Origin of the sequence: Pseudomonas sp. NY15435, assembly GCF_048068295.1 — a bacterium.
GTDB lineage: Bacteria > Pseudomonadota > Gammaproteobacteria > Pseudomonadales > Pseudomonadaceae > Pseudomonas.
On the sequence record NZ_JBLUQA010000002.1, the window covers coordinates 409674 to 427660 of the forward strand.

Sequence of the window (17987 nt, forward strand, 5' to 3'; positions counted from 1 at the left end):
TTCATGGCCGATGAATTCAACGAACCTCTGTGGCGTCAGATCATTTCTGGCGCGCAGATGCTTTTCGTGGCCTTCGGCGCGCTGGTGCTGATGCCGCTGATCACGGGCCTGGACCCGAACGTTGCACTGTTCACCGCCGGCTTCGGCACCCTGATGTTCCAGCTCGTCACCGGCCGCCAGGTACCGGTGTTCCTGGCGTCGAGCTTCGCCTTCATCACCCCGATCATCCTTGCCAAAGGCCAGTTCGGTCTGGCGGCAACCATGGGCGGCGTGGTGGCGGCGGGCTTCGTCTACACCTTCCTGGGCCTGGCGGTGAAGATCAAGGGCACCGGGTTCATCGACCGCCTGCTGCCGCCGGTGGTGATCGGCCCCGTGATCATCTCCATCGGCCTGGCCATGGCGCCGATCGCCGCCAACATGGCGATGGGCAAGGCCGGTGACGGTACCGAGCTGATCCCCTACAAGACCGCCATGTTCATCTCCATGCCGGCACTGCTGACCACGCTGATCGTTGCGGTGTTCGGCAAGGGCATGCTGCGCCTGGTACCGATCATCGCCGGTGTGCTGGTGGGCTACGGCCTGGCGTTCGCCTTCGGCGTCGTCGATGTCGCCAAGATTGTCGCCGCGCCCTGGTTGGAGCTGCCGAAGTTCACCGCGCCGGAATTCAACTGGCAGGCGATCCTGTTCATCGTTCCGGTGGCGCTGGCTCCGGCCATCGAACACATCGGTGGCGTCATCGCTGTGGGCGGCGTGACCGGCAAGAACTACCTGAAGACACCGGGCCTGCACCGCACCCTGCTGGGCGACGGCATCGCCACCTCCACCGCCGGCCTGTTCGGCGGGCCCCCGAACACGACCTACGCGGAAGTGACCGGCGCGGTGATGCTGACCAAGAACTACAACCCGAAGATCATGACCTGGGCGGCGATTTTCGCCATCAGCCTGGCCTTCGTCGGCAAGTTCGGCGCCATCCTGCAGAGCATTCCGGTCCCGGTCATGGGAGGCATCCTCTGCCTGCTGTTCGGCACCATCGCCTCGGTGGGCATGAACACCCTGATCCGCCACAAGGTTGATCTGTCCCAGGCGCGCAACCTGTGCATCGTTTCGGTCACCCTGGTGTTCGGCATCGGCGGCGTGCTGATCGGCACCGGCACCGGCCCGGACGACTTCGGCCTGAAGGGCATCGCCCTGTGCGCCATCGTCGCGATCCTGCTCAACCTCATCCTGCCGGGTGAGGAAGGCTGGGAGAACAAGGCGCTGGAACAAGGCGCCGACGAGAAGCCCGCCGAGTGAGGCAGAGGCGCCGCCCGACGGCGGCGCCCTACCCACGAAAAGTTGGGCGAACGCCACATGCCGATCACGGTCCACTCAGCATGACAGTTCGATTCCGACAGGAGGCTCTGGTTATCCGCTTCGCCTCGCCCTCGCCTTTCCAGCCACCGAAGGTGCGCCCGTGAGCCGCGCCGCGTGGCTGCTGCTTGGTCTGATCGGCGCCTCGCTGATCCCCCTGGCCCTGGGCGGCCGGGAGATGCTTGACCACGTCCTGGCCTTCCCCCTCGACAAGCTGCTGATCATGTTCGGCATGATCTGCCTGTGCTGGCTGATCAACGCGCAAAAACTGCGCGTGCTGCTCAACGGCCGCGCCGGCGAGATCGGCAAGGCGCGCTCGGTGGGCATCATCATGGCCTCGGAGTTCGCCTTCTATGCCACGCCCGGTGGCACCGGCGGGCCGCTGACCCTGATGGCCCTGCTGGCCCGCCACGGCATGCGCCCCGCGCACAGTAGCGCGATCTTCGCCGTGGACCAGTTGAGCGACCTGCTGTTCTTCCTCTGCGCGCTGGCGGCGGTGCTGGTCTGGGCGCTGTCCCACAGTGTCAGCCCGAACCTGGAGACGTCGCTGATCACCAGCGGCGTGCTGCTGGGCGGAATATTCTTCGGGGTGGTGCTGCTGGCGCGCTTCCAGCGCAGGGTGATCAGGGCCAACGGCCGGCTGTTCAGACGCCTGGGGATGAAACCGCGCACGCGCCTGCACTGGGCACGCAAATGCCTGCACTTCCGCGACACACTGGTGAGCTGCCTGCGCCAGCCCAAGCGCCGCCTGCTGCTGATCTTCTTCTTCACCTGCTGCCACTGGATCCTGCGCTTCTCGGTGCTCTACATCACCTTGAAGGCGCTGGGGGTGGACCTGCACTGGGCCTGGGCCTTCCTGATCCAGCTGCTGTCGCTGGCGGCGGGCCTCGCCACGCTGCTGCCCGGCGGCGCCGGCGGCACCGAGCTGACCAGCGCCGCGCTGCTCGCCCCGCTGGTGGGCAAGTCCACGGCGGCTGCGGCCATCCTGATATGGCGCGTGGTGACCTATTACTTCTACCTGGCGATGGGCGCGCCGGTGTTCGCCCTGATGGCGGGCCGGCCGCTGCTGCGCAAGCTCATGGGGCTGCGGGAAAGCGCCTGAGGATCAGTCGCTGGTGGGCTTGTCTTCGTTCTGCTCAGGATTGAGCGAATCCCAGAGCTCGGCGGCGCCGGGAAACTCGGTGCCGTCCTCGTCGCTCAACGCGTCGGGATCGTAGCGGCTGGTACAGCCCTCGCCCAGGGTGGGCGGCGGGGTGGCGGTGCCGGGGTTCTTCGGGTCGCTCATGGCGGCATCTCCTTCAAGCGCAGCGCCCGCCGCCAAGTCTGGCGACGGGAGCATGCGGAGTACCCAGTGTAGCGAACGAGCCGGGGTGGATCAGTCGAACACCACGGTCTTGTTGTCGTGCACCAGCACGCGGTCTTCGAGGTGGTAGCGCAGACCGCGGGCCAGCACCAGCTTCTCCACGTCCTTGCCCAGGCGCACCAGGTCTTCGATGTTGTCGCGGTGACTGATGCGCACCACGTCCTGCTCGATGATCGGGCCGGCGTCCAGTTCTTCGGTCACGTAGTGACAGGTCGCACCGATCAGCTTCACACCGCGCAGCGAAGCCTGATGGTATGGCTTGGCGCCGACGAAGGACGGCAGGAAGCTGTGGTGGATGTTGATCACCTGGTGGCGATACTTCTGGCACAAGTCCGGCGGCAGGATTTGCATGTAGCGCGCCAGCACCACGTTGTCGGCCTGGTGTTCGTCGATCAGGCGCGACACCTGCTCGAAGGCCGGCTGCTTGTTCTTCGGGTCCACCGGAACGTGGAAGTACGGAATACCGTGCCATTCCACCATGCTGCGCAGGTCATCGTGGTTGGCAATCACGCAGGGGATTTCGCAGTCCAGCTCGCCGCTGTGCCAGCGGTGCAGCAGGTCGGCCAGGCAGTGCGACTCGCGGCTCGCCATCAGCACGACGCGCTTCTTCACCGAGGAGTCGGTGATACGCCACTCCATGGAGAACTCGCGGGCAATCGGAGCGAAAGCCTGGCGGAAACCGTCGATATCGAACGGCAGCGAGTCGGCACGAATCTCATGCCGCATGAAGAACCAGCCGTTGTCGTTGTCGGAATGGTGACTGGCCTCGGTGATCCAGCCGTTGTAAGTGGCCAGGAAATTACTCACCTTGGCGACGATGCCAACCCCGTCGGGGCAGGCGATCACCAGTCGGAAAGTGCGCATGGGTGTACTCCAGATACATCGCGAAGGCCGCCATTCTAGCGGCTGCGGGGGAAAAGATCAGCCATTGCCGCGGTACGCCGACGAGAGCCAGTTCGGCGCATTGCGAGTGCATCGATTAATTACCGGCGAATAAATTATTTAAATAAGTCGACAATTACCGACAAAACTTTTCCCAAGCATTTACTTGCACAACTTCGCTGACTATTATGTCTGCTACAAACTATCCGCCACCGCTGGACCCAGAACAAGGTACCCAACATGTCGCTGATCAACGAGTACCGCGCTACCGAAGAAGCCATCAAGGAACTTCAGGAGCGCCTGAAATCCCTGGAGCAGGACGACAAGCTGAAGAAAGAGCTTGAGTTCGAAGAGAAACTTCGCGCGCTGATGGCCAGCTATGGCAAGTCCCTGCGTGATGTCATCGCCCTGCTTGATCCGGACGCGAAGCTGAGCAAATCGCCGCGCACCGCAAAAGCTACCGTGAGCAAGCGCGCTCGCAAGGTCAAGCAATACAAGAACCCGCACACTGGCGAAGTCATCGAAACCAAGGGCGGCAACCACAAGACCCTCAAGGAGTGGAAAGCCAAGTGGGGCGCCGAGGCCGTTGAAGGCTGGGCCACACTGCTGGGCTAAGCCTTGCACGGATGAAAAACGCCAGCCTTGCGCTGGCGTTTTTTATTGCCCGCAGAAAAGTGTGAAGCGCTACAGGCTATAGCGCGCGCGCAACACCTGCGCATACTTATCCCACTCTTGCAGTACCAAACGACCGGCCGGCGTGGCATTGAGCAGCTGTTCGCTCATTGCCGCAGCAAAGTTGTCCAGAGTATTGGGCGCGCCGCACTCGGCCTGACTCAGGCGCGCGCGGCAGAAGTCCTGCCATTGTTGCTGTTCCGTGGCACTCAAAGTTTCCGGAAAATTGCGTGCACGATAACGGAAGAGAAGTTCGGGAAGTCGCGCATCGTCGAACGGCCATTGTTCTTTCGCCAGCCGCGTCGGATCAGCCTGACGCACCTGCTCGCACAATCGGCGATCACGGTCTCCGATAAATCCGTCATACAACTGCTGCTCCGGATCTTCACTGCCAGCGAAACTTTCCTCGGCATACAAGGGCGCGAGTTTGTCCTGCCAGCTCGCTTTCGCCTCGGTCAGCATCCGGGCCGCCGCCAGGCAGGCGTCGAGGTCCAGGCCGATGCGTTCGCGATCCTGCGAGCGCAGCACGGACAGCGGCGCCACCACCGGGCATTTGTTGATGTGCAGCAGCTTCAGCGGAACCGGCAGCTCGCCCTCGGCCAGTTCGTCACGACGCGTGTAGAGGCGCTTGCGCAGGGTTTCCGCATCCAGCTCCAGCAACGGCGAAACATCGGCGCCCAGGTCACAGACGATCAACGCGTTGCGGTTACGCGGATGCCAGCCCAGCGGCAGCACCACGGACAGATAGTGCCGCGCACCGGAGAACATGCCGGAGATGTGCACCATCGGCTGCAGTACACGCACCTGGTCCAGCACGCCCTGCTTGCCGCGCAGGCGATAGAGGTAATCGTAGAGTTTGGGCTGGCGGTCTCGCACCAGTCGCGCCAGGGCGATGGTGGCGCGCACGTCGGACAGCGCATCGTGGGCCTGCCCATGATCGATACCGTTGGCCGCGGTGAGGCGCTCCAACTTGAGGCTGACGACGCCGTCCTGTTCGGGCCAGACGATGCCTTCGGGCCGCAGGGCGTAGGCGGTGCGCACCATGTCGATCAGGTCCCAGCGGCTGTTACCGCCCTGCCACTCGCGCGCGTAGGGGTCGAAGAAGTTGCGGTACAGGCTGTAGCGCGTCACCTCGTCATCGAAGCGAAGGCTGTTGTAACCCGCGACACAAGTGCCCGGCTGCGCCAGTTCGGCGTGCAGGCGAGTCATGAACTCGGCCTCGCCCAGACCGCGCTCTTCCAGGCGATCCGGCGTGATACCGGTGACCAGGCAGGCAGCCGGGTGCGGAAGGATATCGTCGCTGGGGCGGCAATAGAGGTTCAGCGATTCGCCGATCTCGTTGAGGTCCTCGTCCGTGCGAATGCCGGCCACCTGCAGCGGACGGTCACGGCGCGGGTCGATGCCGGTGGTTTCGTAGTCGTACCAGAAGATGCTGGCGTTCATTGTTTTTCCTTGCCTGCAAGCGAGTGCGTCGCAGTCTAACAGTGCGGCCGGCCACACTTCCAAAACGCCTCGCTGGCACCTCGCCAGCCCCCACCTTTATGATGGACGTCGCAAGGACACCCCATTGGAAAGGACTTTCCTCATGCAAGACATCGCTGCACAAAATCCCTACAGCGCTCCGCTGAGCAACCTCGAACCGGGCGCAGCCCAGGGCGCCGTGCCCTCCGTCGCCGAGGCACTGAGCCGCGGCTACAACTTCAGCATCAACGAATTGCTGGGCGAATCCTGGCGCCGCACGAAAGGCACCAAGGGCCTGATCATCGGCGGCTTCGTGGTCTTCTATGCGGCGATCTTCGCCCTCGTCAACGTGCTCAGCCTGTTCCTCACCGTGGTCGGTGTCGCCGGGATTGCCGGCATGGGCCTGCTCGGTGACAGCGAAGCCGCCGGCGACATGGCGGTCGGCGCGCTGGTCGCGTTCTTCATCGGCTCCATTGTCCTGAGCTTCATCGCCACGGCCGTTTGCTACCCCCTGCTGGCAGGCGTGAACATGCTCGGCATCCGCCGCGCGGCCGATCAGCCGTTGCGCTTCAACGAGGTCTTCAGCCACTTCGGCCGCACCTTCCAGGTGGTGGTCTGCGTGCTGCTGAGCACCGTCATGATCTTCATCGGCTACTTCCTCTTCGTGCTGCCGGGCATCTACCTGAGCATCGCCTACATGCTCGCCATCCCGTTGGTGGTCGAGCGCGGCCTGTCGCCCTGGGCGGCAATGGAGGTCTCACGCAAGGCCATTACCCAGCACTGGTTCAAGGTCTTCGGCCTGCTGCTGGTGTTCGGCCTGCTGTTCATGCTCAGCACCCTGACCCTGGGTATCGCGCTGATCTGGGTGATGCCGTGGCTGATCGTCGCCATCGGTGTGCTCTACCGCATCATTTTCGGCGTACTGCCCGTCAACGCGTGACGACGCCCCGGAGGCGGCCAAGTGCGCCGCCTTCAGCAAGTGGTAGTACAGAAATTTCCGCGAATTATTAAAGAAGCGTTCCTACGACCGGCATTAGCCCGCCCCGTCAAACTCCGGCGCCCAACACAACGCCTGTGGAGCATTCAAATGAGCACCGATAGTTCTCCCAACCCCTTCGCGCCACCCGCCAGTGTCCTGCAGGACCCGATTGCCAGCGGCACCGTGCCGAGCATCGAGGACGCCCTGGCCCGCGGCTACGACTTCTCCATCACGGACCTGATCAAGGAGGCCTGGCAGCGCGTCAGCGGTGCCAAGGGCCTGATCTTCGTCGGCTTCATCATCTACATGGTGGTGGTCCAGGCCATCAGCTTCGTGCTGGGCCTGATCCTCGGCGTGGGCTACGCAGCCTCCGGCGCCGAACCCAGCGGCACCGCGGTCGTCCTGCAGATGGTCGTCGGCATCCTCGCCGGCACTGTGGGCTATCCCTTCATGGCCGGCATCAACATGCTCGGTATTCGCCGCGCCGCCGACCAGCCGATCTCCTTCAACGAGATGTTCAGCCACTTCGGCCAGTTCGTGCCGCTGCTGATCACCGGTCTGCTGATGACCGTGCTGATCTACATTGGCTTGTTGCTGCTGGTACTGCCGGGTATCTACCTGAGCATGGCCTACATCCTGGCGATCCCGCTGGTGGTGGAGCGCAAGCTGAGCCCCTGGCAGGCGCTGGAAGCCTCGCGCAAAGCCATTTCCCAGCACTGGTTCAAGGTTTTCGGCCTGTTCCTGGTGCTCGGCCTGATCATGCTGGTCAGCATGATCCCACTGGGCATCGGCGTGATCTGGACGCTGCCGCTGATGGTCATCAGCGTCGGTGTGCTGTATCGCACCATTTTTGGCGTATTGCCGCCGGCCAACTGATCAAATCAGCCTGTGCCCGCCAGCGCGGTTGCCTCGCCGCACCGCGCTGGCTAGCATCTGGCACCTACGTTATCGACAGCGGTTTCCCTTGAGCCCAGCAGACCTTTCGTTCCCAGCGTCCTCCCACGCGCCCGTCCTGGATACCCGCTACCACGTGGAGACCCCGGAAGGCATCGACCTGCTGCTGCGTCCCGCCGGCGTTGTTCCCCGCGCCCTCGCCTACCTGATCGACCTGGGCATCCGCGTCCTGCTGATGGTGGCGCTGTTCATGCTGCTGGCTTTCCTGGGCGAACTGGGCACCGGGCTGGGGCTGATCCTGACCTTCATCATGACCTGGTGGTACATGGTGCTGTTCGAGGTGCTCAACCAGGGTCGCTCGCCCGGCAAGCAGATGATGGGCCTGCGGGTGGTGCACGACGATGGGACGCCGATCGGCTGGTCAGCGTCGCTGCTGCGCAACCTGCTGCGCTTTGCCGATATCCTGCCGTTCGCCTACACGCTCGGGCTACTCAGTTGCCTGTCCAATTCCGGGTTCAAGCGCCTGGGAGATCTGGCCGCCGGCACCCTGGTGATCTATCGCGATCCACCGCCGAGCCGCCCGCAGGTGCCGGAGACCACGCCCGAGCTCGCCCCGTGGCCCTTGAGCCTGGAAGAACAACGCGCCCTGATGAGCTTCGCCGAACGCGGCACGCAACTTTCGGCCGCGCGCAGAGAGGAGTTGGCGGGCATCCTTGCGCAACCACTGGGCATCACGCCGGAACAGGCGGAGGCACGCCTGAACCGCATCGCCAGCGGCCTGCTCGGCAACGGGACGGCCCATCCATGAAGCAGGCCTTCTTCGAACAACGCCACCAGGGCAGCTGGAAGCGCTTCGCCAAGCGCCTGGAGCAACTGGAAAACGGCAAGCGCCAGGAACCGAGCGAGAAGCCCGAGGAGTTTGCCGCCGATTACCGACGCATCTGCCAGCAGCTTGCCCTGGCCCAGGAGCGCGGCTACAGCAGCCATCTGATCGACCAGTTGCAGCAACTCGCCATGCGCGGCCACCAGCAGTTCTACCGTCACCGCAGCCACCTGGGCGCCCGCATCCTCGGGTTCCTGGTCGCCGGCTTCCCGCGCCTGGTGCGCGAGGAATGGCGCTGCATCGCCATCGCCAGCCTGCTGTTCTACGGCAGCCTGATGCTGATGGGCGTACTGGTCTACCACTTCCCCGACCTGGTCTACAGCGTCATGGCGCCGGAACGGGTTTCCGAGATGGAATCGATGTACTCGCCGGACACTACGCGCCTGGGGCCCATGAGCACGCGCGACGCCGGCGATGACTGGCAGATGTTCGGCCACTACATCATGAACAACATCGGCATCGCCTTTCAGACCTTCGCCAGCGGCCTGCTTTTCTGCGTCGGCACCCTGTTCTTCCTGCTGTTCAACGGCGTGGTGATCGGCACGGTAGCCGGCCACCTGACCCAGGTCGGCTACATCGAGACCTTCTGGTCCTTCGTCATCGGTCACGGCGCCTTCGAACTGACTGCCATCACCTTCGCCGGTGCCGCTGGCCTCAAGCTCGGCTGGGCGTTGCTCTCCCCCGGCCGCCTGAGCCGCCTGGAAGCCCTGCGCCAGGCTGCCAGCCGCGCCGTGCAGCTGATCGGCGGGGTGATCCTGATGCTGCTGATCGCCGCCTTCGTCGAGGGCTACTGGTCGTCCATGACGCAGTTCTCGGCGACCGTGAAGTACATTGTCGGCGCCTGCCTGTGGCTACTGGTGGGCGGCTATTTCCTGTTTGCCGGACGGGGTCGTCATGCGCCTGACTGATGCCAGCGTCGCCATCCGTCCGCGCAGCGCCTGGGAGGCGCTGGACCTGGGCATCCTGCTCGCGCGGCGCCACGCCGGCGTGCTGATGGCCAGCTGGGCGATCGTCACCCTGCCGGTGTTCGTGCTGCTTTCCGTGCTGCTGTGGAACTACTCCAGTTGGGCAGTGCTGATCTTCTGGTGGCTCAAGCCCGCCTTCGAACGCCTGCCGCTGTACATCCTGTCGCGCTCGCTGTTCGGCGATACGCCGACGCTCAAGGAAGCACTGCAGGCCTTCCCCAGCCTGCTCAAGTCGCAATTGCTGCCCAGCCTGCTCTGGCGCCGACTTAGCCCGACGCGCAGCTTCGACCTGCCGGTACTGCAACTCGAAGGGCTCAAGGGCCAGGCGCGCAGCCAGCGCCTGGTGGTGCTCGGCCAGCGCAATGCCGGCGGCGCTACCTGGCTGACCATCGTCGGCATGCATTTCGAACTGGCACTCTGGCTGGGATTTTCCGCGCTGATGTACCTGATGCTGCCGCAGCAGTGGGTGGACGACTGGAAATGGCAGTCGCTGATCAGCGTGGCGCAGGGCGACTGGGCGTGGCTGGAGCACGTCAGCAACCTGATCTACGCGCTGCTGCTGATCGTCTGGGAGCCGGTGTACGTCGCCTGCGGCTTCACCCTCTACCTCAACCGCCGCACCGAGCTGGAAGCCTGGGACATCGAGCTGGTGTTCCGCCGCCTGCGCCAGCGCCTGATCGGCAGCGCCTACGCCCTGCTGCTGGTCGTGGCCGGCGCCCTCGCGTTGCTGCCGGCCAATGACGCGCTGGCAGCCGGCGCCGCAACGCCCAGTGGCGTCAGCCACAGTTGCCCGCTGCCCGACCAGAACCCCGACGGCCCACAGGGCGCGCGGCTCACGCAACAGAAACTCAACAGCGAAGACTCGCGCAGCGCTGCGGAAAAAATCCTCACCGCGCCGCCCTTCAAGAACAGCGAGAAGGTCACCAGCTGGCGTCTGCATGAAGACAGGAAAGACCCGAAGCAGGCCGACCCGGACGAGGCCAAACGGCTGAAGAGCTTCTTCGAGGCACTGGAAAACTGGAAGGCCTTCAAGTTCGCCGCGCAAGGCATCGAAGTGCTGCTCTGGGGGATTCTGTTCACCATCATCGCCCTGGTCATCTGGCGCTACCGCGAATGGCTGCGACTGTTCGTCGGGCGCATCGGCCTGCCGCAGGCGCCGCGCCGCGAAGCCCCCAGCGTGCTGTTCGGGCTCGATCTGGCGCCGGAAACCCTGCCCAGCGACGTCGCCAGCGAAGCCGAACGCCTGTGGGACGAACAGCCCCGCGCCGCGCTCGGCCTGCTCTACCGCGCCCTGCTCAGCCGCCTGCTGCATGACTTCCGCGTGCCGCTGCGCGAATCGACCACCGAAGGCGAAGTCCTGGTGCGCGTGGCCGACCTCAATGACCCGCCGCTGGATAACTTCGCCCGCAGCCTGACCCAGCAGTGGCAGGCGCTCGCCTATGGTCATCGCGCGCCACATGCTGAACTCAAGCAGCAACTGTGCAGCGAATGGCGCCACCTGTTCGGCAACGAGGTGCGGGCATGAAGCGCGGCAACCTCGCCCTGCTGGTGGTGCTCGTCCTGCTGGTGTTCGGCGGCATCGGCTATTACCTGTATCGCAACCTCGAGCCCTACACCGAGACGGTCGAGCACGGCGCCTCGCCCGAAGCCCGCGCCAATCCCTATCTCGCTGCGGAAATGTACCTGCGCGGCCGCGGCATCCGCGTCACCACCGCCCGCGGCATGGAGGTGCTGGACCAGCTGCCGAGCAAGGGCCAGACCCTGATCCTGCTGGGCACCCGCGAGAACGTCACGCCGACCCAGAACGCCCGCCTGCTGGCCTGGGCCAACCGCGGCGGCCACCTCATCGTCACCGCCGAAAGCCTGTGGGACGAAGACGAAGGCAAGAGCGGCGACGCGCTGCTGGATCAACTGGGCGTGCAGCAATTCCTCACCTCCGATCTGAAGGACAAGGAGGATGAGAAATCCGCGCCGGCCGACGAGAAATCGGCAGATGCGTCCCAAGAGCAGGCGCAGGACGACACTGCCAAACCGGAAGTGGAAGAAGAACACCCGGACCAGGCCTCCAGCGCCAGCGACAACGTCGCCGCAGAGGCCGATCCCTACCCGGACCTGACCAAGCTCTACCTGGAAAACGAGAAGGCCCCGGCCTACTTCGGTTTCGACACCGACTACCACCTGTTCGACTCGAAGAACCTAGCCTACGCCTGGGCCAACAGCGCCGACGCCACCCATCTGTTGCAACTGCAGCAGGGCCAGGGGCTGATCACCGTGCTCACCGACAACTGGATCTGGCAGAACGCCGAGCTCGATTCCTACGACAACGCCTGGCTGCTGTGGTACCTGACCCAGGACAGCGCCGTCACCCTGGTCTATCGCGCCGATGGCACCAGCCTGATTACCCTGCTGATGCGCTATTTCCCGCAAGCATTGTTGGCCGCCGTCCTGCTGCTGGTGCTGGTGCTCTGGCGCAACGGCCTGCGCCAGGGCCCGCTGCAACCCAACCCAGACCGCAGCCGCCGGCAACTGGAGGAACACCTGCGCGCCGGCGCCGACTTCACCCTCCGCCAGCGCGGCCAGCTCGCCCTGCTGCAGGGGCTGCAACGTGACGTGATGCGCCGGGCGCGGCAGCGCCAGCCCGGCTTCGACCGCCTGCCGGTCGCCGAACAATGGCAAGCTCTGGGCCGCATGACGCGCATGTCGGCCAGCGCCATCAGCCAGGCCATGCGCCCCTATCCGCAACAACGCATGGCCGTCGCCGAATTCACCCGCCAGGTCGCGCACCTGCAAAGCCTCAGGAATGCCCTATGAGCGAACAGACGCCTGAACCGTCCAGCACCACCGCCCCCAATGCCGCCGCCCAGCGCCAGCGCGCCAGCCAGCTGGCCCAGGCGCTGCGCCACGAATTGCAGAAGGCCCTGATCGGCCAGCAGGCCGTGATCGACGACGTGCTCACCGCCCTGCTCGCCGGCGGCCACGTGCTCATCGAAGGCGTTCCCGGCCTGGGCAAGACGCTGCTGGTGCGCGCCCTCGCCCGCTGCTTCGATGGGGGCTTCGCGCGCATCCAGTTCACCCCTGACCTGATGCCCAGCGACGTCACCGGTCACGCCGTGTACGACCTGGCCACCGAGCAGTTCAAGCTGCGCAAGGGCCCGGTGTTCACCCACCTGCTGCTGGCCGACGAGATCAACCGTGCACCGGCCAAAACCCAGGCCGCGTTGCTGGAAGTGATGCAGGAGCGCCAGGTCACTCTCGAAGGCCGCGCCTTGCCGGTGCCACAACCGTTCATGGTGCTGGCCACGCAGAACCCCATCGAGCAGGAAGGCACCTACCCGCTGCCCGAAGCCGAACTCGACCGCTTCATGCTCAAGCTGCGCATCGACTATCCGCTGGAGGCCGAGGAACAGACCCTGGTGCGCCAGGTCGCCCGCTCGGCGCGCAGCGACATGCTCGACGTGGCGCCGATGCGCGCCCTGCTCAAGGACAAGGACGTGCTGGCCCTGCAGAAGATCGCCGCCGACCTGCCCATCGATGACCAGGTGCTCGACTATGCCGTGCGCATCGCCCGCACCACCCGCAACTGGCCGGGCCTGGCGCTGGGCGCAGGTCCCCGCGCGTCCATCGCCCTGGTACGTTGCGCCCGCGCCCGCGCCCTGCTGCGCAGCGGCGACTTCGTGATCCCCGACGACGTCAAAGGCAGCGCCCTGGCCGTGCTGCGCCACCGTGTGCGCCTGTCGCCGGAGCTGGAGATCGAAGGTCTGTCGGTGGACCAGGTGCTGCAACAGCTGCTCGACCAGGTACCGGCGCCGCGCGTATGAAGCCATCGCGCGCGCTCCTCGCGCTGCTCGCAGTCCTGCTGTCTATTGCCATCGCGTTGGGCGCTGCCGAGGCATTGGACTCGGGCTCGGCGCTGCTCGGCCGTCTCTGGTGGGGCGCGCTCTGTGCGCTGGTCCTGCTGGCCCTGGCCGATGCCCTCTGGCTGCGCCGCACGCCATCGCCCGAGCTGCGCCGCCAGCTCAGCGGCAACCTGCCACTGGGCCGCTGGAGCGAAGTGCGCCTGCAATTCCATCACCGCTACGCCCAGTCGCAACGCGTCACCGTGTTCGACCACCTGCCCGCCGGCATGGAGTTCGAATATTTGCCGCAGACCGTGGAGCTGCACCCAGGCGAGCAGACCGAGCTGGGGTATCGCGTGCGCCCGCTGTCCCGTGGGCACTTCGTCTTCCAGCGCTGCGAAATCGAGCTGTCCAGCCCGTTGCGCCTGTGGAAGGGCCGCCGCTACCTGGAGCAGCGCGACGAAACCCGCGTCTACCCGGACTTCGCCCGCCTGTATGGCGCCGAACTGATGGCCGTTGACCACTGGCTCAACCGCATCGGCGTACGCGCCGGGCAACGTCGTGGTCTCGGGCTGGACTTCCACCAGCTGCGCGAATTCCGCGACGGCGACACTCTGCGGCAGATCGACTGGAAGGCCACAGCGCGCAAGCGCACGCCCATCGCCCGCGAATACCAGGACGAGCGCGACCAGCAGATCCTCTTCCTGCTCGACTGCGGCCGGCGCATGCGTAGCCATGACGGCGATCTCTCGCACTTCGACCACGCCCTCAACGCCAGCCTGCTGCTGGCCTACGTCGCCCTGCGCCAGGGCGACGCCGTGGGCCTGATGACCTTCGCCGGCGACCAACCGCGCCACCTGCCGCCGGCCAAGGGCAGCGCCCAGCTCACCGCCCTGCTCAACAGCGTCTACGACCTGCGCAGCAGCCAGCGCCCGGCGGACTTCCCCGCCGCCGTGCAGGCGGTGCTGACGCGCCAGCGCCGCCGCGCGCTGGTGGTGATCGTGACCAACCTGCGCGACGAGGATGACGAGGAACTGGTGGCCGCGGTGAAACGCCTAGGGCGCCAGCACCGCGTGCTGGTCGCGAGCCTGCGCGAGGAGGTGCTGGACCGCCTGCGACAGGCACCGGTGGAGGGCTTCGAGGAAGCGCTGGCGTACTGCGGCGCGGTGGATTACCTGAACGCCCGCGCGGGCCTGCACGAGAAGCTGGCGGCCCATGGCGTGCCGGTGCTCGATACGCGGCCGAGCCAGCTGGGGCCGGAACTGATCAGCCGTTATCTAGGCTGGAAGAAAGCTGGCGCGCTGTAGAGCCTGTCCATAATCGGCCTGCGCTACCCGCAATGCGCTCGGCGAGATTCTGAACAGGTTCCATCCGAGCGCCACAACCGGACGCCAACTCCCTGGCGCCCCACACCGTGCAGATCGGTCAGCGCGTCCTGCGCTTCAGACCGACTCCACCTGCCGGCGAAAACTGAAATAACGGCGCAGCGCATCGACCAGCTCGACGTACTCCATCGGCGGCGACACCAGGCTGAAGCCGGAATCGTAGTTGCCCGGATTGACGTCCTCGCGGCACCACTGGCAGGTGGCGGCGAACTCGATCAGTTGCAGCTTGCCGTCATGGCCGGGGATCTTCAGGCGCATTTCGAAGCGGCCACCCACCAGCATCGGCAACTGGCTGATCAGCAGCAGCCCATCCAGCGACACGTTGCCCAGGTAGCCCATCGGTTTGTCGGTGATGCTGTTGAACACCTTCAGGTAGTAGGGCAGCTGATGGCGCTCGATATGTCGTTGATGACGCATAATGGCGTTTCGCTATGAAATATCGTCCAGTATGACGATGCCGCCCCGGCAGGGCCAGTCCTAACGACAACCTTCCGCCAGCCGTGCGCTAAGCGCCTGACGAGCGGCGTCGAGCTGTGCATCGCTGTAGTAAGTCCTTTCACCACTGCTGTCCTGCGAGAAGTAACGCCCGCCATGACTGAGCGATTCCAGATCATGGCGCCACTTCTCGCACTGCTGGTCCAGCTTGGCCTGCTGCTCCGCCGCCTGGCTCTGGGCGGCAGCGCTTTCATCTCGACGCGCGTCGTAGAAGCGGCGGGTACGTTCTTCCCGCTCGCGGGTCGCCGCGTCACGCTCGACGACCTGCGGCTTGACCTCGACACGTTGCGCCCCGGGTGGTGGTGTTTCGCTGAAGTGCACCTTTCCCTGAGCGTCGGTCCAGCGGTAGATGTCCGCCGAAGCCAGCAGGGGGAAACACCAGGCGCAGAGCCACAGGGCGCGCATTCGTACCTCCTTGCATGAAGCACTCAAGAGATTAGCCAGCTATGGGCGGCGCTCAAGTCGGCCCGCGACCGTCGGTCAGGCGTCGGTCAAGGTGCGGGCGGATCGAGACGCAGATCGTTGGGCAGGCGGCCATTCAAACGCAGCGTTTCCAGGCGTGCCTTGGCCCGGTAAGCATACTCACTGGTGGGATAGCGAGCGACGATGAACTGGTAGGTCTGCGCTGCGTCGACGTAGAACTTCTCGCGCTCCAGGCACTGGCCGCGCAGCATGGAGATTTCCGGCTGGATCCACGGCCGCGCGCGGGCCTTGCGCTCGGTCTCCGAGAGCTCCAACTGCACACGCTGGCAGTCGCCGTTCTTGTACGCGCGGTAGGCATTGTTCAGGTGATAGTTCATCGACCAACTGGTGCAGCCGGTAACACTCAGCGCCAGCAGCGCGAGGAAAAGGGTTCGCATGGGCATATCCTCCGTTGGGAAGTGTATCGGCCCGTCTTGGCCGTACTGTAGCCCGCCACTAGACTCACGTGGACTTCGCCCCGGCGCAAAGGAGCTGCCATGCGTTTCGCCTACGTTCTGCCGTTCGCCGTGCTGCTGCCCTGGCTTGCCGCCTGCGCCCCGACCACGCCCTTGTTCGTTGCCCAGATCACCACCGGCGAAGTGGCCGAGTACAAGCAACTCAAGAACAAACGCATGACCGCCGCCGTGGAGGAAGAAGGCGACCTGCTCACCTACAGCGCCCAGGCCATCCGCGATGGCAAGAGCAGCGAGGCCGAGCAGCTCTACCTCACCGGCTACGACAACACCCGCTACGGCCCGGAGGTGCGCGCCATTGCGCTGTACCAGATCGGCCTGATCTACATGAGCCGCTACAACGACCAGCGCGACGATCAGAAGGCGATGGACTACTTCCAGCGCATCGACCGCGAATTCCCCGGCACCAAGGCTGCCGAACACGCCGACGCCCGCGAACTGGTCATCCGCCAGCGCGCCAAGGAGCCGGTGCAGAAGTCCGCCAAGCAGTTGCTGGCCGACTGGCAGCCACAGTACAACCTGGACCTGAACAAGCCGACCCTCGACCCCGACATGACCCTGCTGTCGCGCCGCGCCGTGCTCAAGGGCCGCGTGGACGAAGCCGCACAGCTCTACCTGCTGGGCGCCAACGATCCGGCCATCCCGGCGGACATCCGCGAAAAGGCGCTGTACCAGCTGGGACTGATGTACATGGCGCCGGACAACCCGCACCCGGACCGCGAGAAGGCCATCGCCTACCTGCGCCGCCAGATCGCCGAATTCCCCAATGGCGAACTGGCCGAGAAGGGCGCCCGTCACCTGGACCGCGCGCTGAACCAGACCTCGCCGCGCAGCTGACGGCCAAACCCGCGCGCACCGCTGAGCCACGTCAAGGCGCGTGGCCGGCGCCAGTGTCTACGCTTGCTCTGCAATGAGCACAGAGCGCGCGAGGACTCCGCCATGAAGCTGCAGCACCTGCTCGTCATCATCGACCCGACCCGCAACGACCAGCCCGCCCTGACCCGCGCCCGCTGGATCGCCCAGCGCTGCGGTGCGCGCCTGGAGCTGCTGGCCTGCGAGTACAACCCGGCGCTGGACAATGCCCTGCTGCTGGAACGCGGCGACCTCGACACCGCCCAGCGCAACCTGCTGGACGAGCGCCTGGCCTGGCTTCAGCAACTGGCTGCGCCGCTACGCGAGGCCGGTATCGACGTGCACTGCCAGGTACGCTGGGGCAAATCCCTGCACCACCAGGTCGTGCTCCATTGCGAACAGTCCGCGCCCGACCTGGTACTCAAGTCCGCGCATCACCACAATCTGCTCAAGCGCCTGTTCCTCACCAACAACGACTGGCAACTGATTCGCCATTGCCCGCAGCCACTGTGGCTGGTGCAGCACGGCGAATGGGCCGGGAAGAACCTGTGCGTCGCCGTCGATCCGCTGCACGCCGGCGATACCCCGGCCGCTCTGGACCATCGGCTGATCACGGTGGCGCGCGAGCTGGGGCAGCGCCTGCACCTGGATGACCATTATCTGCACGCCTACATGGCACTGCCGCACACCCTGGCCTTCAACGCGGAACTGCTGGCCGACTACGATAACTACGTGCTGCGTACCGAAGCGCATCACCGCAAAGCCTTCGACGCCCTGCTGGCTGGTTATCCACAGATCGACCGCGCACGTACTCATCTGGGCCAGGGCTTTGCCGAGGAAGTTATCCCCACCTATGTGAAGGAGCACGGCATCGACCTGCTGCTGATGGGCGCTGTCGCCCGCGGACAGCTGGACAACGCACTGATCGGTCAGACCGCCGAGCGGGTCTTCGAGGACGTCGAATGTGATCTGCTGGTGATCAGGCCGGGCCCCTGATAGAGCGACCTGAAAGAGTCACCTGAAAGAGAGTAAGAT

General features: G+C 65.2%; 19 protein-coding genes. 13 read left to right on the forward strand and 6 right to left on the reverse strand.

Annotated elements, in window-relative coordinates; genetic code table 11:
• Window positions 1-3: 3 nt before the first annotated feature.
• Both ACNFH5_RS06030 and ACNFH5_RS06035 read left to right on the forward strand, forming a co-directional pair.
• Complete coding sequence (locus tag ACNFH5_RS06030; protein ID WP_416744774.1) at window positions 4-1293, forward strand: uracil-xanthine permease family protein; 1290 nt, start codon at window positions 4-6, stop codon at window positions 1291-1293.
• Between the two features lie 160 nt (window positions 1294-1453).
• The gene (locus ACNFH5_RS06035; RefSeq protein ID WP_416744775.1) at window positions 1454-2452 is read left to right on the forward strand and encodes a lysylphosphatidylglycerol synthase transmembrane domain-containing protein; all 999 of its coding nucleotides are present in this window, start codon (window positions 1454-1456) and stop codon (window positions 2450-2452) included.
• Between the two features lie 3 nt (window positions 2453-2455).
• Here ACNFH5_RS06035 and ACNFH5_RS06040 read toward each other — a convergent pair whose 3' ends face one another.
• Window positions 2456-2635, reverse strand: a complete 180-nt coding sequence (locus ACNFH5_RS06040; RefSeq protein ID WP_416744776.1) for a hypothetical protein — start codon at window positions 2633-2635, stop codon at window positions 2456-2458.
• Window positions 2636-2725: 90 nt separating this feature from the next.
• Window positions 2726-3577: a formyltetrahydrofolate deformylase gene (gene purU, locus ACNFH5_RS06045; protein WP_017519713.1), complete on the reverse strand. Its 852-nt coding sequence runs from the start codon at window positions 3575-3577 to the stop codon at window positions 2726-2728.
• Between the two features lie 258 nt (window positions 3578-3835).
• Here purU and mvaT point away from each other — a divergent pair, with 258 nt between their 5' ends.
• Window positions 3836-4210 (forward strand): histone-like nucleoid-structuring protein MvaT, encoded by a 375-nt coding sequence (gene mvaT, locus ACNFH5_RS06050; RefSeq protein WP_416744777.1) that lies wholly within the window; start codon window positions 3836-3838, stop codon window positions 4208-4210.
• Between the two features lie 69 nt (window positions 4211-4279).
• Here the strand turns inward: mvaT and sbcB are convergent, their stop codons facing one another.
• Window positions 4280-5710 (reverse strand): exodeoxyribonuclease I, encoded by a 1431-nt coding sequence (sbcB, locus tag ACNFH5_RS06055; RefSeq protein WP_416744778.1) that lies wholly within the window; start codon window positions 5708-5710, stop codon window positions 4280-4282.
• 142 nt (window positions 5711-5852) lie between these two features.
• On the opposite strand from sbcB, the gene ACNFH5_RS06060 reads away from it, so the two are divergent.
• From ACNFH5_RS06060 to ACNFH5_RS06095, 8 genes are all read left to right on the forward strand, one after another.
• Window positions 5853-6668, forward strand: coding sequence for a hypothetical protein (locus ACNFH5_RS06060; RefSeq protein WP_416744779.1), 816 nt, complete (start codon window positions 5853-5855; stop codon window positions 6666-6668).
• Window positions 6669-6815: 147 nt separating this feature from the next.
• Window positions 6816-7583, forward strand: a complete 768-nt coding sequence (locus ACNFH5_RS06065) for a hypothetical protein (protein WP_416744780.1) — start codon at window positions 6816-6818, stop codon at window positions 7581-7583.
• Between the two features lie 136 nt (window positions 7584-7719).
• On the forward strand, window positions 7720-8409 hold the full coding sequence (locus ACNFH5_RS06070; RefSeq protein ID WP_416744961.1) for an RDD family protein: 690 nt from the start codon (window positions 7720-7722) through the stop codon (window positions 8407-8409).
• Window positions 8406-9392 (forward strand): stage II sporulation protein M, encoded by a 987-nt coding sequence (locus ACNFH5_RS06075; RefSeq protein WP_416744781.1) that lies wholly within the window; start codon window positions 8406-8408, stop codon window positions 9390-9392. Before ACNFH5_RS06070 ends, ACNFH5_RS06075 begins: the two co-directional genes overlap by 4 nt.
• Entirely contained in the window at window positions 9379-10974 is a 1596-nt protein-coding gene (locus tag ACNFH5_RS06080) for a DUF4129 domain-containing protein (protein ID WP_416744782.1), read from the forward strand. The genes ACNFH5_RS06075 and ACNFH5_RS06080 overlap by 14 nt, the downstream gene beginning before the upstream one ends.
• Complete coding sequence (locus ACNFH5_RS06085) at window positions 10971-12260, forward strand: DUF4350 domain-containing protein (RefSeq protein WP_416744783.1); 1290 nt, start codon at window positions 10971-10973, stop codon at window positions 12258-12260. The genes ACNFH5_RS06080 and ACNFH5_RS06085 overlap by 4 nt, the downstream gene beginning before the upstream one ends.
• Window positions 12257-13267 (forward strand): AAA family ATPase, encoded by a 1011-nt coding sequence (locus ACNFH5_RS06090; protein WP_416744784.1) that lies wholly within the window; start codon window positions 12257-12259, stop codon window positions 13265-13267. Before ACNFH5_RS06085 ends, ACNFH5_RS06090 begins: the two co-directional genes overlap by 4 nt.
• Entirely contained in the window at window positions 13264-14592 is a 1329-nt protein-coding gene (locus ACNFH5_RS06095; protein ID WP_416744785.1) for a DUF58 domain-containing protein, read from the forward strand. The genes ACNFH5_RS06090 and ACNFH5_RS06095 overlap by 4 nt, the downstream gene beginning before the upstream one ends.
• Window positions 14593-14727: 135 nt before the next feature.
• Here ACNFH5_RS06095 and ACNFH5_RS06100 read toward each other — a convergent pair whose 3' ends face one another.
• The 3 genes from ACNFH5_RS06100 to ACNFH5_RS06110 form a co-directional block, all read right to left on the reverse strand.
• Entirely contained in the window at window positions 14728-15087 is a 360-nt protein-coding gene (locus ACNFH5_RS06100; RefSeq protein ID WP_138522220.1) for a PilZ domain-containing protein, read from the reverse strand.
• Between the two features lie 60 nt (window positions 15088-15147).
• The gene (locus tag ACNFH5_RS06105) at window positions 15148-15570 is read right to left on the reverse strand and encodes a DUF4124 domain-containing protein (protein WP_416744786.1); all 423 of its coding nucleotides are present in this window, start codon (window positions 15568-15570) and stop codon (window positions 15148-15150) included.
• A gap of 86 nt (window positions 15571-15656) precedes the next feature.
• Complete coding sequence (locus tag ACNFH5_RS06110) at window positions 15657-16025, reverse strand: tetratricopeptide repeat protein (protein WP_416744787.1); 369 nt, start codon at window positions 16023-16025, stop codon at window positions 15657-15659.
• A 99-nt stretch (window positions 16026-16124) separates the two neighbouring features.
• Between ACNFH5_RS06110 and ACNFH5_RS06115 the strand changes: the two genes are divergently transcribed.
• Window positions 16125-16937, forward strand: a complete 813-nt coding sequence (locus ACNFH5_RS06115) for an outer membrane assembly lipoprotein YfiO (protein WP_416744788.1) — start codon at window positions 16125-16127, stop codon at window positions 16935-16937.
• Between the two features lie 102 nt (window positions 16938-17039).
• Window positions 17040-17948 carry a universal stress protein gene (locus ACNFH5_RS06120; RefSeq protein ID WP_416744789.1) on the forward strand — a complete coding sequence of 303 codons (909 nt, stop codon included), beginning with the start codon at window positions 17040-17042 and terminating at the stop codon, window positions 17946-17948.
• Window positions 17949-17987 lie beyond the last annotated feature (39 nt).